Origin of the sequence: Streptomyces viridiviolaceus, from assembly GCF_014650995.1 — a bacterium.
In the GTDB taxonomy this organism is placed as follows: domain Bacteria; phylum Actinomycetota; class Actinomycetes; order Streptomycetales; family Streptomycetaceae; genus Streptomyces; species Streptomyces viridiviolaceus.
Genome location: NZ_BMWA01000091.1, coordinates 1 through 1,129, shown reverse-complemented (window position 1 = coordinate 1,129; position 1,129 = coordinate 1). Strand labels below are relative to the sequence as shown.

1 protein-coding gene is annotated in these 1,129 nt (G+C 70.8%); it reads right to left on the bottom strand.

Annotated elements, in window-relative coordinates; all coding sequences use genetic code 11:
• On the bottom strand, positions 1–1,129 hold a 1,129-nt coding region (locus IE260_RS41015; RefSeq protein ID WP_229881857.1), incomplete at both ends, for an acyl carrier protein.

The window sequence follows — 1,129 nt, the reverse complement described above, 5'->3', positions numbered from 1 at the left end:
CCAGCGACGACGAGCACGCTGTGTCCACCGTCACCGCCGGGCCCTCCAGACCCAGCGTGTAGGAGACCCGGCCGGAGGCGATGGAGCCGGAGTTCGTGTTGTCCGGATAGTCGTGGTACATGACGCCGGCGAAGACGCCGGTCCGGCTGCCCTTGAGCGTCAGGGGGTCGATGCCGGCCCGTTCGATGGCCTCCCAGGACGTCTCCAGGAGAAGGCGCTGTTGCGGGTCCATCTCCACGGCCTCGCGGGGCGAGATGCCGAAGAAGGCGGGATCGAAGTCGGCGGCGTCGTGGAGGAAGGCTCCGTTGCGGGAGTAGGTCTTGCCGGGTGTTCCGGGCTCGGGGTCGTAGAGGTTGTCGAGGTCCCAGCCCCGGTCGGTGGGGAAGTAGGTGACGGCGTCGGTGCCTTCGGCGACCAGGCGCCACAGGTCCTCGGGGGAGTTCACGCCGCCGGGGTAGCGGCAGGCCATGCCCACGATCGCGATCGGCTCGTCGTCGACCGCCGCGACCACCGCGGACTGCTGGACCGGCAGCTGCTCCTGGCGGCTCAGCACGGTGGCGCCGATGTGCTGGGCGAGGCTGTTCGATGTCGGGTAGTCGAAGACCAGGGTGGCCGGAAGGCGGAGCTCGGTCACGCTGTTGAGGCGGTTGCGCAGCTCGACGGCGGCCAGGGAGTCGAAGCCCATGTCCTGGAAGGCCTTGTCGGCTTCCACCGCCCCGGCACTGTCGTGCCCGAGGACGGCGGCGACATGTGTCCGCACCAGATCCAGCAGAACCCGGTCCTGCTCCGCCGCGGAAAGACCTGCGAGACGTCGTTCCAGCTCCGAACCACCGCTCGCCGCGTCGCCCTGGCGTGCCGTCTGCCGGCCCGGTGCACGTACCAGGCCGCGCAGGACCGTGGCTACGGGTCCACCGGTGGCGCGCAGCGCCGACGGGTTGACACGAACCGGCACGAGGAAGCCCTCTCCGAGGGCAAGCGCGGCGTCGAACAGCGCCAGTCCGTCGTCCACGGGCAGCGGCGGCATGCCGGAGCGCTCCACGCGTTCCCAGTCCGTGTCGCTGAGGTGGTCGGTCATGCCGGTGGTGTGGGCCCAGGCGCCCCAGGCGAGGGAGGTGGCGGGGAGTCCGTT